The organism is Mannheimia haemolytica, assembly GCF_004342115.1.
Classification (GTDB): Bacteria; Pseudomonadota; Gammaproteobacteria; order Enterobacterales; family Pasteurellaceae; genus Mannheimia; species Mannheimia haemolytica.
Map to the genome: position 1 here is coordinate 13,403 of NZ_SMAC01000024.1, position 16,316 is coordinate 29,718.

The 16,316-nt window shown below is 37.9% G+C and carries 16 protein-coding genes; 12 read left to right on the top strand and 4 right to left on the bottom strand.

The window, feature by feature from the left end:
• The 3 genes from EDC41_RS09435 to EDC41_RS09445 are packed head-to-tail and all read right to left on the bottom strand — an operon-like array spanning position 1 to position 1,734.
• Entirely contained in the window at positions 1-537 is a 537-nt protein-coding gene (locus EDC41_RS09435) for a hypothetical protein (RefSeq protein WP_006247935.1), read from the bottom strand.
• A gap of 1 nt (position 538) precedes the next feature.
• The gene (locus EDC41_RS09440) at positions 539-1,060 is read right to left on the bottom strand and encodes a hypothetical protein (protein ID WP_006247934.1); all 522 of its coding nucleotides are present in this window, start codon (positions 1,058-1,060) and stop codon (positions 539-541) included.
• The gene (locus EDC41_RS09445) at positions 1,036-1,734 is read right to left on the bottom strand and encodes a hypothetical protein (protein WP_006247933.1); all 699 of its coding nucleotides are present in this window, start codon (positions 1,732-1,734) and stop codon (positions 1,036-1,038) included. The genes EDC41_RS09440 and EDC41_RS09445 overlap by 25 nt, the downstream gene beginning before the upstream one ends.
• A gap of 123 nt (positions 1,735-1,857) precedes the next feature.
• Between EDC41_RS09445 and EDC41_RS09450 the strand changes: the two genes are divergently transcribed.
• From EDC41_RS09450 to EDC41_RS09510, 12 genes are all read left to right on the top strand, one after another.
• Positions 1,858-4,422, top strand: a complete 2,565-nt coding sequence (locus EDC41_RS09450; protein WP_020824178.1) for a penicillin-binding protein 1A — start codon at positions 1,858-1,860, stop codon at positions 4,420-4,422.
• A 236-nt stretch (positions 4,423-4,658) separates the two neighbouring features.
• Positions 4,659-5,180: a shikimate kinase AroK gene (gene aroK, locus EDC41_RS09460; RefSeq protein ID WP_006247930.1), complete on the top strand. Its 522-nt coding sequence runs from the start codon at positions 4,659-4,661 to the stop codon at positions 5,178-5,180.
• A gap of 23 nt (positions 5,181-5,203) precedes the next feature.
• Positions 5,204-6,292, top strand: coding sequence for a 3-dehydroquinate synthase (gene aroB, locus EDC41_RS09465; protein ID WP_006247929.1), 1,089 nt, complete (start codon positions 5,204-5,206; stop codon positions 6,290-6,292).
• 13 nt (positions 6,293-6,305) lie between these two features.
• Positions 6,306-7,133, top strand: a complete 828-nt coding sequence (locus EDC41_RS09470) for a Dam family site-specific DNA-(adenine-N6)-methyltransferase (RefSeq protein WP_006252207.1) — start codon at positions 6,306-6,308, stop codon at positions 7,131-7,133.
• Between the two features lie 69 nt (positions 7,134-7,202).
• Entirely contained in the window at positions 7,203-8,561 is a 1,359-nt protein-coding gene (locus tag EDC41_RS09475; RefSeq protein WP_006252208.1) for a sodium-dependent transporter, read from the top strand.
• A 255-nt stretch (positions 8,562-8,816) separates the two neighbouring features.
• Positions 8,817-9,992 (top strand): phosphoglycerate kinase, encoded by a 1,176-nt coding sequence (locus EDC41_RS09480; RefSeq protein ID WP_006252209.1) that lies wholly within the window; start codon positions 8,817-8,819, stop codon positions 9,990-9,992.
• 96 nt (positions 9,993-10,088) lie between these two features.
• Positions 10,089-11,165 (top strand): class II fructose-bisphosphate aldolase, encoded by a 1,077-nt coding sequence (fbaA, locus tag EDC41_RS09485; protein WP_006247925.1) that lies wholly within the window; start codon positions 10,089-10,091, stop codon positions 11,163-11,165.
• 100 nt (positions 11,166-11,265) lie between these two features.
• A complete protein-coding gene (locus EDC41_RS09490; RefSeq protein ID WP_006252210.1) occupies positions 11,266-12,060 on the top strand; it encodes a peptide ABC transporter ATP-binding protein in 795 nt (264 codons plus the stop codon).
• Positions 12,061-12,201: 141 nt separating this feature from the next.
• Positions 12,202-12,840 (top strand): nitroreductase family protein, encoded by a 639-nt coding sequence (locus EDC41_RS09495; protein WP_006252211.1) that lies wholly within the window; start codon positions 12,202-12,204, stop codon positions 12,838-12,840.
• 94 nt (positions 12,841-12,934) lie between these two features.
• Positions 12,935-13,459, top strand: a complete 525-nt coding sequence (locus EDC41_RS09500) for a TIGR00645 family protein (RefSeq protein WP_006247922.1) — start codon at positions 12,935-12,937, stop codon at positions 13,457-13,459.
• A 76-nt stretch (positions 13,460-13,535) separates the two neighbouring features.
• On the top strand, positions 13,536-14,906 hold the full coding sequence (gene gorA / locus EDC41_RS09505) for a glutathione-disulfide reductase (RefSeq protein ID WP_006252212.1): 1,371 nt from the start codon (positions 13,536-13,538) through the stop codon (positions 14,904-14,906).
• A 10-nt stretch (positions 14,907-14,916) separates the two neighbouring features.
• The gene (locus EDC41_RS09510) at positions 14,917-15,303 is read left to right on the top strand and encodes a hypothetical protein (protein ID WP_006247920.1); all 387 of its coding nucleotides are present in this window, start codon (positions 14,917-14,919) and stop codon (positions 15,301-15,303) included.
• Positions 15,304-15,372: 69 nt separating this feature from the next.
• On the opposite strand, the gene fdhE is transcribed toward EDC41_RS09510, so the two are convergent.
• Positions 15,373-16,290, bottom strand: coding sequence for a formate dehydrogenase accessory protein FdhE (gene fdhE / locus EDC41_RS09515; protein ID WP_006247919.1), 918 nt, complete (start codon positions 16,288-16,290; stop codon positions 15,373-15,375).
• Positions 16,291-16,316: the final 26 nt, after the last annotated feature.

Below are 16,316 nucleotides of genomic sequence, written 5' to 3' on the forward strand. Positions count from 1 at the left end.
TTATTCCTTATTAGCTAATATGACTAAGGTAGTATTCATTTCAACTTTTCTGTCTTGCCGAGATTTGATGAGGCTAATCGCATTGTATTTCAAATAAGGTATTTGCTTAACTGAATGGATAAAATCAAATAAAGATCGGCTATTGCCGATAATACTCAATTCAATACTTTTACCTTGTTCTAAATTCCATTGTAAACTTTCAATGGTTAGTTGGTGTTTTTCAGCTAATATTTGTATGTTGCTGTTTATTTCGGTTAAATTATTCTCTTGGCTGTTCTGATTTTTAGCTTTATTGATAATTGAGTCATATTTGTTTTGTTGATGATTAAAGTTAATCTTGTCATTTTCTATATTTTTTAAAATATGATTAACCTCAATATAGGATTTTATCAACATAATCATAGGTGGAATGATGAATATCATCATAATGCCAAATGGTAATGCTTTAGGATATTTTCGGATAAAGCAAATAAACTGAAATAATGAACTGTTTGGATTGGAATATGCAGCTTCAATTTTAGAATGTATAGAAAACATATTAATTACCTTTATGTTTCAGTGTGAAAATAAATTGGATTTCATTTTTATGATTAACATTAATTTGCTCGGTTTTGGTTTCAAATAAATCTTGCTGATATAAATAAGATTCTAGACTTTGAAAATCAGATTGATTATCTAAATTACCGATTATTTTTAAATAGAGATCGGTTTCAAGATAAATTTGTATCGTTTCAATTCCCCCATTTTTGAGCGGTAAGTTATCTATTATTGCCAGTAGTTGTGCTATTTTTTTAGGCTCGGCAAAGGGCAAGGTGTTTGTATGATTACTATTCAAGCTGATAATTTTATTTTCAATATTTAATATATCGGTTTTTACCAGCTCTAATTGCTGTGCAAGCGGTTGAATTTCTTGATTTTTTTGCAAATAGAGAAAAATCAGAGCCAAGCTAATGAGGGCAGATAATAAAAGTGTATAAATCACGTTTTTGATGCCTTTATCACTGCCGGCAAACCAGTTATTTTTTCGATTAGCACTTAAATCAATACCTTGCCATTCCATAAACTTGCTCCTAAGGCGAGGCAATATAGCTGTTTCTCTTGCTCACACTCGATTTCAAGATGGTCAATTTTGAGATCAGATAGATGAATACAATCCTCAGGTTCTGTTTGCAATATCAGTAATTCCGTCTCGGTAAATTGGAAGTACTTCTGTTTAAATGAAAAACAGGGCGCAGGCTGATTATTTTGGGATTGTGTTAAATGAATTATAGCCCGTGCATAGCAATGCAGCTCACAATCTAAGATGCTGTTAAATTGGCTCAAATTCTCGGTATAACTTTTTCGCACGGCGTAGATAACCACTTTATCCAGATTATCGTTGCTGCTTGGAAATCGCTGATAGTCAATATTGAGTAGATCCAATGCAAGTGGCTGCTCATTTTTTAAAATGTGAATTACCTTACGGTGTAATTGAGCTTCATTGAGGGTGTTAGCCATAAAAACGGTTTTTCGCCAAATGTATTGGTAAGGGATCGGGCGAACCAGCGTCATCATTGCTTGTTCTTGTGGGGTGAGATTACCGATAAGCTCTTCGATGCTCGCAGGCTTGGCTTGCCAAAAAACGGTGAATTTTTCTGCTTTATTTTTGACTAAGCAGTAACGTTGTTCATCTTCACTTAAGCCTAAGATGATACGGTTTGAAGGTGTTTTTGAATGTGCTTTAAGTAATTTCATAGTAAGTATAGTAAGTAAAGTTTTGCAATTAGTTATGCGAAGTAAGCGTTTTTAGCTTATACTTAGTGACCTAATATTGGCTTTAAATTTATGTTTCGTCATTAACCAAAAGAGATTTTTTCGATGCGGATCGCAAAAATAATATTTAGTGCTTTACTTTCACTCTTGGTTTTAGGTGGGGTAATTGGTGGTTTACTGTACATGCATTTCAAATCTGATTTGCCTGATGTGGCAACGCTGAAAAATGTAGAGTTACAGCAGCCTATGCAGATTTTTACCTTAGATGGTAAATTAATTGGTGAAGTAGGAGAAGAACGCCGTATTCCGGTCAAGCTTGATGATATTCCACCGATGTTAGTAAAAGCGATTCTTGCTACCGAAGATGCACGTTTTTACGAGCATAAAGGGATCGATCCTAAAGGTATTATGCGTGCAATATGGCGCACTAGCCAGGGAGATACTCAAGGCGCAAGTACAATCACCCAGCAGCTGGCGAAAAACTTTTTCTTAACACCTGAACGTAGTTTAGAGCGTAAGGCCAAAGAGGCAATTTTAGCTTTAGAAATTGAACAGGTTCTCAGTAAAAATGAGATTCTGGAGCTGTATTTAAACAAAATTTACCTAGGGTATCGTTCTCACGGTGTTGCCGCTGCGGCTAAAACTTATTTTAATAAAGCTTTGAAAGATTTAACCCTTTCTGAAATAGCAATTATTGCAGGGCTTCCAAAAGCGCCTTCAACGATGAATCCACTTTATTCAGTAAAACGGGCGGAAGACCGTCGTAATGTAGTGCTTGGGAGAATGCTAGAAACCGGAGATATTACAAAAGAGGAATATGAGAAAGCTAAAGCAGAGCCAGTAGTAGCTAACTACTATGGTGCGACATTAGAATTTCGAGCGGATTATGTGACAGAAATGGTTCGTCAAGAAATTGTGAAACGCTATGGAGAAAATATTGCTTATAACAAAGGCTTAAAAGTGTACGCCACGGTACTTTCAGCAGACCAAAAAGCAGCACAAGATGCGTTACGTGAAAATTTGATTGATTATGACCGCCGTCATGGTTGGCGAGGCGCTGAAAAATTATGGACAGGTAGTTCTGCTTGGGACGATGAGAAAATTATCGATCATTTAAGTAAGCTGCCAAAATCAGAGCCGTTTACACCAGCTGTTGTAATGCAAGCAGATAAATCAAAATATACAATTTTATTGGCAAATGGTGATATCTCTGTTTTAAAACGTACAAATGCTTCTTTTGCACCTAAAGGGTTAAAAGCAGGTGAACAAATTTGGGTACGTCAAAATAAAAATAGGGAGTGGGCTTTAGGACAAATTCCGGAGGTAAATTCAGCCCTAGTGTCAATTAATAGTGAAAACGGTGCCATTGAATCTATCGTTGGAGGCTTTAGCTTTGAACAAAGCCGTTTCAATCGTGCGACTCAGTCATTAGTTCAGGTAGGCTCTGCGATTAAACCGTTTATTTACACAGCGGCAATGAATAAAGGGCTAAGTCTTTCAACAACAATTAGCGATTCTCCTATTGTCATTAAAAAGAAGGGGCAAAAAGAGTGGCGACCTAAAAATGCCGATGGGGTTTATGGCGGCCCGTTGAGAACTCGTGTTGCATTAGGTAAATCGAAAAATATGGTGGCTATTCGTATATTACAAATGGCAGGGATTGATTATGTTGCAGACTACTTACAACGTTTTGGCTTTAACCGAAATCAGTATGTTGCAACAGAATCTCTTGCATTGGGTGCTGCATCTTTTACGCCATTAGAAATGGCTCGAGCTTATGCAGTATTTAATAATGGAGGTTATTTGATTGAACCATATATCATTGACCGTATTATTGATGCCCAAGGCTACGAGTTATATCAAGCAAATCCTGTAGTAGCTTGTAATAGTTGCGATAGCCCAGTTGTTTACCCTGAGCCTAAATATTTTGAATCAGTCAAAATTCATGATGAAGCTCAAGTCGGTGTACAAACTATAGCGAATTCCTCGAATAATGATGACGACGATGTTGTGGAAGATGTTGGCGATTCAGAACCTGAATTACAAGCGAACAATAGCGAGAAAAATGCGCCGAGCTTAATGGCAGAATCTTCTCATCATGTCAAAGGGTTACGTTACGCTCCTCATGTTATTAGTGATGAACTCGCTTTTTTAATGCGTAGTGCTTTAGCTACAGCAATTACTGGTGAGCCTGAATATGGCTGGCGAGGAACAAGCTATAAAATGCTCAATACGATAAAACGAGCGGATGTGGGCGGGAAGACTGGTACAACCAATAATGCCAAGGCAACTTGGTATGCGGGATTTGGTGCTAATATTTCTACTGTTGTGTACGTTGGCTTTGATGATAATAAAAGAGTATTAGGTAGAGGTGCTTCAGGTTCTAGTACTGCTTTACCAGCTTGGACAAATTATATGAAAGTTGCATTGTCAGATAAGCCTGTCGAAAAAAGTACCCTTCCAAAAAATATTATTGAGGTTAATATTGACCCTAATAGTGGTTTCTTAGGAAATGGACGTAAAGAGTATTTTATTAAGGGTACTGAGCCTACAAAACGTTATATTGTAGAGAGAGCTTATACTGAAAAAGCGCCTCAAAAAACAGAATCTGCGCCGTTACGTTTAGGATTACCTCCACCAGGGGTGCTAAAAAGCGGTGAATTATTCTAATAATTTATTACAAGGATAATGCTCTTAAAAGTTGAAAAATAGGGGGATTTCTTGCGATAATAAGTGCCAATTTTATTTTGGGCGATTTGTGAGTTATATTTGTATATTCCTTAGTCAATAAATGGGTTTTATTGCAATTTTTTAAAGAAATCAGACCGCTTGTAGAACAAGCGGTCATTTTTTCTTTTAATTTCACAGATCAAATGTTTAGTAAATTTTAAAATGAAGAAGAAATAATGGCTGAAAAACGTAATATTTTTTTGATTGGGCCGATGGGAGCAGGTAAAAGTACGATTGGTCGTCAGCTTGCTCAAACATTAGGTATGGAATTTATGGATTCCGACAGTGTGATCGAAGAACGAGCAGGTGCGGATATTGATTGGATCTTCGATGTTGAAGGTGAAGAGGGTTTCCGTAAGCGTGAAGAACGTATTCTAAATGAACTGACGCAAAATTATGGTATCGTGCTTTCAACTGGCGGTGGTTCGATTTTATCTAAAGATAACCGTAATGTGTTATCGGCTCGTGGTATCGTTATTTATTTAGAAACGACAGTGGATAAACAGTTTGAACGTACTCAGCGAGATAAAAAACGCCCTTTATTGCAAACAGAAGACCCCCGTAAAACGTTGGAAGAGTTAGCGAAAATCCGTAACCCATTGTATGAAGAAATTGCAGATATTACTATTCATACGGACGAGCAGAGCGCTAAAGTAGTGGCAAATCAAATTATTGATATGATTGATAATTTACAGTAGCCAGGTAAGAAAGGAGCTAAGATATGTTACAAGTCAATGTGGAATTAAAAGAGCGTCGTTACCCGATTATAATTGGTGCAGGGTTATTAAATCAGCCTGCTAGTTATAGCCCATTAAAATCTGGAGATAAGGTGATGATTGTCTCAAATCCAACGGTGGCGACACATTATCTTAGTGTGGTAACAAATGCGTTAAAGGAGCTGGGTTGCCACGTTGATTCGGTATTGATTCCCGACGGTGAAGAATATAAAACGCTAGAATCATTAAATTTGATTTTTACCGCATTATTAGAAAAAAATCATAATCGCGATACCACTTTAATTGCTTTAGGCGGTGGTGTAATCGGTGATGTTGCAGGCTATGCAGCTGCCTCTTACCAACGTGGTATTCGTTTTATACAAATTCCGACCACTTTACTGGCTCAAGTTGATTCTTCAGTAGGCGGGAAAACGGCAGTAAACCACCCACTCGGTAAAAATATGATTGGGGCTTTTTATCAGCCTGTTTCTGTGATTGTTGATACCAATACGCTCCATACCTTATCCAAAAGAGAAGTCAGTGCTGGTTTGGCGGAAGTCATCAAATACGGTGCAATCTTTGATGTTACTTTTTTTGAATGGCTTGAAAAGCATATTGATGATTTGGTCAGTCTCAAGCAAGATGAGCTGGAATATTGTATTCAGCGTTGTTGCCAGCTAAAAGCTGACGTGGTTGCTCGAGATGAAACGGAAAAAGGAGATCGTGCATTACTAAACTTAGGACATACCTTTGGTCACGCCATTGAAGCACGTATGGGCTATGGTGTATGGTTACACGGAGAGGCTGTTTCGGTTGGTATGCTAGAGGCTGCGGAATTATCTCGTATTCTGGGGGATTTAAGTCCTCAAGAGGTTGCTCGCTTGGAAAAATTATTGGCCCGAGCCAATTTGCCAACAATTTCACCTGATGGAATGGAACCGGCAGAATATCTACCTTATATGTGGCGAGATAAAAAAGTACTGGCAGGTCAATTACGCCTAATTTTATTGAAATCACTTGGTGAAGCTTACGTTTCATCGCAAGCCACAGAATCTCAAGTATTAGCCTCTATTGAGCGTTTTACCCAACGTTAATGTTTAAAATGAAATGAATCACCCTAAGCATCGAGCCTTTTTAAAATGGGCTGGCGGTAAATATCGCTTAATTCCAGATATTCAAACCCATTTGCCAAAAAAGGCTTGTTTAGTCGAGCCTTTTGTTGGTGCAGGTTCGGTCTTTCTGAATACAGATTTTGAACGTTATATTCTTGCTGATATTAATCCTGACTTGATTAATCTTTTCAACGTGGTGAAAGCAGATGTTGAGGAATATATTGCGCAAACAAAGCAACTGTTTCTTCACCCACAAGCGAATACAGAAGCCTTTTATAAAGCATGCCGTGCGGAGTTTAATCGCTCAAAAGATATTTTTCGTCGCTCGGTGATTTTTTTGTATTTAAATCGATTTGGCTATAACGGACTTTGCCGTTATAACCAGAAAAAAGGGTACAATGTTCCCTTTGGGCGTTATAAAACCCATTATTTTCCAGAAAAAGAACTACGTTTTTTTGCTGAAAAAGCACAAAAGGCAACTTTTGTGTGTGCGGATTTTGAACAGGTCTTTGAGTTGGCAAAAAATCAATTAACGGATTATGTGATTTACTGCGACCCACCTTACGCTCCTTTAGCACAAGAAACGAATTTTACGCAATATGCTGGCGGTGGTTTTAGCCTAGAGCAACAAGGGCGTTTGGCAACACTGGCTTTAGAAATGAAAGGATTAGGCGTTCCCGTATTAATTTCAAATCACGATACTGATTTTACCCGTAGGATTTATCAATCTGCCGATATTACCCAAATTCAGGTACAGCGTTCAATAGGGCAGAAGGTGGGCTCAAGGGTTAAAGTTGGCGAGTTATTCGCACTCTTCATTTAATTTGTAATATTTTCTAAAAATCTGACCGCTTGTTGGTTGAAGCGGTATTGTTAGCCGATGGAGTATTAAATGGCAAATCAACAACAAGAACGCCAATCTTGGTCTAACCGATTGGCGTATATTATGACCGTTGCTGGTGCAACAGTCGGTTTTGGTGCAACTTGGCGTTTCCCTTATCTTGTGGGGGAACACGGAGGCGGTGCTTATGTGTTTTTATTTTGTATTGCGATGATCGTAATTGGTATCCCTATGATATTAGTGGAGAATGTAATTGGTCGCCGAATGAGAGTGAATGCTATTGATGCTTTTGCCGGTTTTGCTAATGGTAAAAAAATTGCCTCAGGTTGGAAAATTCTTGGCTATATGGGCTTGCTTGGAGCATTTGGTATTCTTGCCTACTATATGGTACTTGGTGGTTGGGTATTAAATTATATCGGTGGCTTACTCACGGGGACACTAGATCTGTCTCAACCTGTTACCGTTGGCACGACCCAACAATTCTTCCAACAAAGTATTTTTAATAGCCCAATGACAATTATTGCTTATACGGCACTTTTTGTATTGGTGAATTATTTTATTTTGGTAAAAGGCATTGTGGACGGTATTGAGCGTTCAGTGAAATATTTGATGCCGATTCTGTTTATTTTCCTGATTGTGATGGTGGTTCGAAATATTACCTTACCGGGGGCTGCTGAAGGCATTGCCTTTTATCTGATGCCCGATTTTTCAAAAATCACACCAAAATTGTTTGTGTTTGTGCTGGGGCAAGTATTTTTTGCATTAAGCCTTGGTTTTGGTGTGTTGATAACCCTTTCAAGCTACCTTGATAAGAGCGAGAATTTAGTAAAAACAGCAACAATTACTGGGGTGATGAACACCTTAATTGCGGTACTTGCCGGTTTTATGATTTTTCCGTCATTATTTAGCTTTGGCGTTGCTCCAAATTCAGGTCCGACTTTAGTATTCCAAAGTTTGCCGATTGTGTTCTCAAATATGTGGGGGGGAACAGTTTTTGCGGTTATCTTTTTTAGTCTATTAGTGGTGGCGGCATTAACAACCTCGTTAACTATTTATGAAGTTATTATCACTGCATTGCAAGAGAAGGCAAAGATTAGCCGTCAAAAAGCTATTTTTATTACTTTGGCTACTATTTTTCTGTTGGGTAATATTCCATCAGCATTAAGTGACAATATATTGCAAGATGTGCAGGTTATGGGCAAGAGCATTTTTGATGCCTTCGATTATATTAGTGGCAATATTCTGTTTATTTTAACCGCCTTAGGTAGCGCGATTTTCGTTGGCTTTGTTCTAAAAGAAGAGGCGAAGGAGGAATTAGGTGCGGGTAAAATGTTTACCACTATTTGGTTTAACTATGTTCGCTTTGTGATTCCGGTGATTATCTTGGTGATTTTCTTTAATTCACTCTAAATTCTATAAGCTGTTTGAATGGATTTTCAAACAGCTTTATTTTTAGTGACAAGCGGTTAAATTTTGTGGGGAATTTGCAATTCTTGCTTAATTAACCAAGCATATTGGGGGGGAAATAAGAACAGTCAGGATAATAGCATTCTAAAATGATAAAAAATTAATCATTTATTTGATCTAGGTTAGCCCAAAATGATTAGAAACTGATATAATCCGACCGTTATCACTTTTAAATTTTAATCTAAAGAGGAACAAACTATGTCTGTTATTAAAATGACTGACCTTGATTTAGCGGGTAAACGTTTATTTATTCGTGCTGACCTTAACGTACCGGTAAAAGATGGCAAAGTAACATCAGATGCCCGTATTGTTGCTACCATTCCAACCTTAAAATTAGCGTTACAAAAAGGTGCTAAAGTAATGGTAACTTCGCATTTAGGTCGTCCGACAGAAGGCGTATTTGAAGAGGAAAACTCTTTACAACCTGTAGTTGATTACTTAAATGCATCAGATTTAGGTGTTCCTGTTCGTTTAGTGCGTGATTACTTAGACGGTGTTGAAGTAAACGAGAATGAAATCGTGGTGCTTGAAAACGTGCGTATTAACAAAGGTGAGAAGAAAAACGACCCTGAGTTAGCAAAAAAATATGCATCACTTTGTGATGTGTTTGTAATGGACGCATTCGGTACAGCTCACCGTGCGGAAGGTTCAACTTACGGTGTGGCAGAATATGCCCCTGTTGCGTGTGCAGGTCCGTTATTAGCCGCTGAATTAGATGCATTAGGCAAAGCATTAAAAGAGCCACAACGTCCAATGTTAGCGATTGTGGGTGGTTCTAAAGTATCTACTAAATTAACTGTGCTTGATTCGCTTTCAAAAATTGCCGACCAATTAATCGTGGGCGGTGGTATTGCCAATACCTTTATTGCCGCAGAAGGTCACGCTGTGGGTAAATCATTATACGAAGAAGATTTAATCCCTGAAGCAAAACGTTTAGCACAAGTAACCAATATTCCTGTTCCGGTTGATGTGCGTGTAGGTACTGAATTCTCTGAAACTGCACCGGCAACGGAAAAAGCGGTGAGTGAAGTACGAGCTGATGAATCAATTTTCGATATTGGTGAAAAATCGGCAGAGCAATTAGCTGAAATTATCCGTAATTCAAAAACCATCCTTTGGAATGGTCCGGTCGGCGTGTTTGAGTTCCCTAACTTCCGTAAAGGAACAGAAGTGATTTCAAATGCGATTGCAGAAGCAACGGCAAACGGTGCATTCTCAATTGCCGGTGGTGGCGATACCTTAGCTGCGATTGATTTATTCGGTATCAAAGACAAAATTTCTTACATTTCAACCGGTGGCGGTGCGTTCTTAGAATTCGTGGAAGGTAAAGTATTACCGGCAGTGGAAATCTTAGAAAAACGAGCTAACGGCTAACAGTTACAAGCGGTCAAATTTTGTGAAAATTTTGCAAGATTTGGCCGTATATTTTAACAATGTGCTTTTGCACATTTCATACAAAGGAAGCAAAAAATGTCATTATTAAACATCGTAAAACCGGGTGTAGTAACAGGCGACGACGTACAAAAAGTTTTCGCTTATGCTAAAGAACACAACTTCGCTATTCCGGCAGTAAACTGCGTGGGTTCAGATTCAGTTAATGCCGTATTAGAAACAGCCGCTCGTGTAAAATCACCGGTAATCGTGCAATTCTCAAATGGTGGTGCGCAGTTCTATGCGGGTAAAGGCATTAAGCCGGCTTCAGGCGCTCGTGCAGATGTATTAGGGGCGATTGCGGGTGCAAAACACGTTCATCAATTAGCAGAAGAATATGGTGTGCCTGTGATTCTTCACACCGACCACGCTGCGAAAAACTTATTACCTTGGATCGATGGCTTACTTGAAGCAGGCGAAAAACACTTCGCAGAAACCGGTCGTCCGTTATTCTCTTCACATATGATCGATTTATCTGAAGAGCCAATCGAAGAAAATATGGAAATCTGCCGTGAATATTTAGCCCGTATGGACAAAATCGGTATGACCCTTGAAATCGAAATCGGCGTAACCGGTGGTGAAGAAGATGGCGTAGATAATTCTGATGTAGATGAATCTAAACTTTACACCCAACCTTCTGAAGTTTTATATGTTTACGACCAATTAAGCCCAATCAGCCCACGTTTCACGATTGCGGCAGCATTTGGTAACGTACACGGTGTTTACAAGCCGGGTAATGTAAAATTAAAACCATCAATCTTAGGTGCTTCACAAGAGTATGTATCTAAAGAGCGTGGTTTACCGGCAAAGTCATTAGACTTCGTTTTCCACGGCGGTTCTGGTTCTTCACGTGAAGAGATTCGTGAAGCAATCAGCTACGGTGCAATCAAAATGAACATTGACACTGACACCCAATGGGCTGCGTGGGACGGTATTCTTCAATTCTACAAAGCAAACGAAGCATATTTACAAGGTCAATTAGGTAACCCGACAGGCCCTGATGCACCAAACAAAAAATACTACGATCCACGTGTTTGGTTACGTAAAATGGAAGAGTCTATGTCTAAACGCTTAGAGCAATCTTTCGAAGACTTAAACTGTGTGAACGTTTTATAATTTGCAAAAAATTCCATAAATCAGGCCGCTTGTATAAGCGGTCTTTTTTTATTTATTTTTTGCGGTAAACTATCACTTTATTTCCAAGCACCAATTTATTATGGCATTACTTGAAGTTAATCATCTGAATAAGCGTTTTGTTGAACGTAGTAGCCTATTTCATAAACAAGATTTTTATGCGGTAAAAGAAGTTTCTTTTACCCTAAATCGCAAGGAAACTTTAGCGATTATTGGTGAAAACGGAGCTGGGAAATCTACCTTGGCTAAAATGGTTGCTGGTATGGTTGAGCCAACATCTGGAGAACTGATTTTTAGAGGAACACCGCTTTCATTTGGCGATTATAAATACCGAGCTAAGCATATTCGTATGATGTTTCAGGACCCTAACGATGCCTTTGATCCTAATTATAATATAGGACAAATTTTAGATGCTCCGCTCCGCTTGGCGACAGATTTAAATGAAGAGGAAAGAAATGAGCGTATTTTTAATACGCTAAAATTGGTAGGAATGTATCCTGAGCAAGCGCTCGTTCCTATTTCAGAGGCTTCCAGTGGGCAAAAGCAGCGTATTGCGTTTGCTCGTGCTTTAATTTTAGAACCGGAAATTATTATTGCGGATGATACGATTAATTCACTGGATTTTTCAGTCAAAACACAATTAATTAATTTAATGTTAAGTGTCCAGCAGCGACAAGGGATTGCTTATATTTATGTGGGGCAAAATTTAGGTCTGATCAAACATATTGCCGATAAAATAATGGTGATGCAAAGTGGCGAAGTAGTAGAGTATGGCTTGACGAAAGAGGTTTTACTGAATCCGCAACATCAAATTACGAAACGTTTAATTGAAAGTCATTTTGGAAAGCACCTTAGTTCCTATGCTTGGGCAAGCTAAATCTTTACTCCTGCTCTAATATGATTACTTGATAATTTTGACCTATTTCAATAAATATGCAGAATAACTCTTTTCAATTATTACATTCCTAATCTTTAAATTATAGACTATCTCAATTGTTTGAAAGATAGGAGAAAAGAGATGGAATTGAAACATACGATTGAACAGCGTAAAACTATCAAAGCTTTTAATTCAACAATTAAGATTAGTAGAACTGAATTAGAAGAAATGGTCGCTTTATCCCAGCTTGCTCCCTCAAAAGCAAATCTGCAACCTTGGCGTTTTGTCATTATTGATGATGAAATTCTTAAAGCAGCATTATCAAAAAATGTTGCCTTTAATGGCCCACCTTGTGAAACAGCGTCTGCTATTGTGGTGATATTGGCAGATTTGCAATATGAAAAATTATTAGGCGCAATTGTTGATCAATCGGTAGAAACTGGGTGTTTGCATAAAGAGTTTCGTGAACGTAAATTTGATTTTTTACTAAATCTTCATAACCAAGCAACTCAAGCAGAAATTAGAGATCAGGTATTAATTGATACTAGTTTGGCGGCAATGCAATTAATGCTAATTGCCAAAGATAAGGGCTATGATACTCATGCGATAGGCGTGTTTGAGCGCCCTGCTGTATTAAAATTATTGAATATAGATGCAGAACGTTATTTGCCTGTTATGCTACTAGCTATCGGTAAAGCAGCAAACCCAGCGTTGCCAAGTTGCCGTTTACCTCTAGAATATACGGTTTCTTGGAACGATGGACAAGGTTTTAAAATATAAGGTGCAAGCGGTTAAATATCTTAATTTTTTGGCAAAAAATTGTTAAAATTTGAGCGTTGTAATTTATTTTTGTATTGCTATTTATAGGAGATATATGCATTCGGAATTAAATACTAGGGCAAATATTTTAGGTAAAATTATTTTCGCAAGTCGTTGGTTACAATTACCTATTTATTTAGGGTTGATTGTTGTACAGGGGATATATGCGTATAAGTTTATTAAATCATTGTATCATCTAGTTATCAATTTAAATGAAATGGATTCAAATACTGTTATGTTAGCGGTATTAAATTTAATAGATGTGGTGATGATTGCAAATCTTTTGGTTATGGTTATTGTTGGAGGATATGAAACTTTTGTCTCTAGATTAAAAGTAGATGATCACCCTGATCAGCCAGAATGGTTGGATCACGTTAATGCGACTATTTTGAAAGTAAAACTTTCAATGGCAATTATCAGTATTTCTTCTATTCATTTATTACAAACATTTATCAATGCTTCAAATCTTGATGAAAAGCAAATGATGTGGCAAGTAGTTATTCACTTAGCCTTTATTGTTTCAGCATTAGCGATGGCGTATATTGATAAAATGTTGAATTCAGGGCATATGAAACATTAGTCTTCTATGCAAATTTAATTTGATAAAGCGCTTAACGAATAAGTTGCTTTTGTTTTTATAGATCGAGGAATAGCTTATGGCTAAACATTATGATTATATTGCTATCGGCGGTGGTAGTGGTGGTATTGCTTCAATTAATCGAGCAGCAAGCTATGGGCAAAAATGTGCCATTATTGAAGCAAAACATTTAGGTGGCACTTGTGTGAACGTGGGATGTGTACCCAAAAAAGTGATGTTCTATGGTGCACAAGTTGCAGAAGCGATTAACCATTACGCCCCTGATTATGGTTTTGACATTACGGTAAATAATTTTGATTATGCCAAATTAGTTGAGAGTCGCCAGGCCTATATTGGGCGCATTCATACCTCATATGGTAATGTGCTGGCAAAAAATAATGTTGATGTTTTAAATGGTTTTGCTCGCTTTAAAGATGCTAAAACATTAGAAGTGAGTTATGCTGATGGTTCCGTTGAGGAGGTCACAGCAGACCATATTCTGATTGCAACAGGTGGTCGTCCAACTGTACCCAATGTGAAAGGGGCTGAATACGGTATCACTTCTGATGGTGTATTTGCACTAGATGCTTTACCGAAGTCCGTAGCAATTGTGGGGGCAGGGTATATTGCAGTTGAATTAGCTGGAGTATTTAATAGTTTAGGAGTAAATACCCATCTTTTTGTTCGTCAACATGCTCCAATGCGTAATCAAGACCCATTAATAGTGGATACATTGCTTGAAGTATTAGCTCAAGATGGGATCGAATTACATACACAAGCGACTCCTCAAGAAGTAGTTAAAAATGCAGATGGTTCATTGACATTAAAATTGCAAGATGGTCGTGAAACCTCTGTTGAAAGCTTGGTGTGGGCTATTGGTCGTGAGCCAGCGACAGATAAGATTAATTTAGAGGCTGCTGGTGTTGAAACCAACGAGCGTGGTTTTATCAAAGTGGATAAATTCCAAAATACTAATGTGCCAAATATCTATGCTGTTGGTGATATTATTGAAGGTGGTATTGAATTAACTCCTGTTGCAGTTGCAGCTGGTCGCAGGCTATCGGAACGGTTGTTCAATAATAAACCAAATGAACATTTGGATTATAGCTTAGTACCGACAGTCGTTTTTAGCCACCCACCAATAGGTACTGTTGGTTTAAGTGAGCCAAAAGCGATTGAGCAATATGGGGCAGAAAATGTGAAAGTGTATAAATCTTCATTTACTGCAATGTATACTGCGGTTACACAACATCGTCAACCTTGCCGAATGAAATTAGTTTGTGTTGGGGAAGAGGAAAAAGTGGTTGGGTTACATGGTATTGGTTTTGGTGTTGATGAAATGATTCAAGGTTTTGCTGTTGCAATTAAAATGGGCGCAACGAAAGCTGATTTTGACAACACAGTGGCTATTCACCCGACAGGATCTGAAGAATTTGTAACCATGCGCTAAATGTAATAAAATGTTACGTAATTTTATGATTATGCTACATTTTATTTATGGGTTTGCTATGAAAAACGCTTTTAGCTTTTTTGTTATTTCTCTTTTTCTTACGATGAATAGTATTAGTTATGCAAGTAATCCTATTCCTAGTAATAAAGAAAAATTAAACGGAGTAAAAAAACAGCAAGACAAGCCTAAGTTTAGAATATCTGAACGTAAGGTATTGAAAAATAAAGAGAAAGATGAAGAGGTTAGTAATTTTTCTATGGAGGAATTACGTGTTGGAGCACAACGACCTCTTGATGATTCTGTGATTCAATATTTTAAATCTCAATGCCGATACGCATTTATGTCAGATCGGGAGATTATTGCTAACCGCTGTGAAGTTAAAAAAATAGCTGATTAAAAAAGTATAGTGTATGAGTTAAATGTAATAAAAAACGGAGCGTTATGCTCCGTTTTTGTTGTAAATGAGTTACTCTACTTGAAATAAAAATGGATTTATCCCACTTCTTGAAAGACCTTTTTGTTCCATCTCGGAATCTAAGAATAGAGTTGCTAAATCATCAGCAACAGGTTCCACATTCACGTCTTTATCTTGATAGAGTACTTTTAAGTAGGAATGGCAGTCGCCACAACTTTCAGCTTTAACTGCTGCTTCTACTGTATCTAAGCTCCAATAATCCAGTTTGCCGGTTTCATCACAGTTTGTACACTTTGTACGTACTACATGCCATTCACTTTCACATAAAGAACAGTGTAGATAACGTAACCCTTGAGCTTCACCGAAATGAATCACACTGCTTACAGGTGCTGAGTTACATACCGGACATAAATGTTTATGGCCTATTTCTGCACGAGAATTACGTGGTAATTGTTGAGCTAATTGTACCCAGTAAAGTGAGAGAGCAGCCCAAATAAAGACAGCTTTATCTGCGCCCACAAGTTCGTATCGTTCATTTAGCAAATTATCAGCAAGTGTGTCTAGCTCTGACTTAGCTGCCTTTTCCAATACTTCAATTGTTGCAAGAACAGTATCATTTGCATAAGGCTTGAATTTCTCAATAATGGCTAAGAGTAGTGTCCGCCATTCATCAGTACGCTGAAAATTCTGTGCATTTAGCGGTGTTTCTCCTTGCGTGCGCTCTACACAAGCGGTTATTTTTTGAGAATAATCTGCAATTGGCTGGCTTTCAAGTAATGCTAATTGAATGTCCACGAGGTTAGCAGAAAACTCCATATATTCACCGAATGGGTTTTGCTTGGCTAATTCACGTAGCCGCTTAGCGCGGCGTAAATACAGATTTTTGGGATTAGCAAATAAGAGCTCGGGTTGCTGAAATGAACTAGCTGCTTGTTTGATATCATCTTGAGGTAGTATTTTGATACTCATAATATTCTTTTTAAACCAATAAAATA